This is a genomic window from Corynebacterium sp. MSK122 (assembly GCF_030229435.2).
Lineage (GTDB): Bacteria > Actinomycetota > Actinomycetes > Mycobacteriales > Mycobacteriaceae > Corynebacterium > Corynebacterium marquesiae.
Genome location: NZ_JASPHV020000095.1, coordinates 1 through 255 on the forward strand (window position 1 = coordinate 1; position 255 = coordinate 255).

Consider the following 255-nt stretch of genomic DNA (forward strand, 5'->3'; position numbering starts at 1 on the left):
GCCGCCACCCACGCGTCAATCGCGCTCTGGCGCATCGGCTGTGTAGCGGCATAGTCAAAGTAGTGCGGCATTACTGGCGCGCCTTCAGTTCCTCGGTCAGGGCAGGTGCGATTTCATGCAGGTCGCCCACGACGCCGAGATCAGCGATCTGGAAGAACGGCTCATCTTGGTCTTGGTTGACCACCACAATGGTGCCGGAAGTCTGCATGCCAGAGGTGTGCTGGATAGCGCCAGAGATACCCAAACCGATGTAGA

Annotated in this window: 1 pseudogene; it reads right to left on the bottom strand. The window is 59.2% G+C overall.

Going from position 1 to position 255, the window contains the following annotated elements:
* Positions 1–70: 70 nt before the first annotated feature.
* Positions 71–255: pseudogene (locus tag QP934_RS11600) on the bottom strand (electron transfer flavoprotein subunit alpha/FixB family protein); the annotation flags it as partial.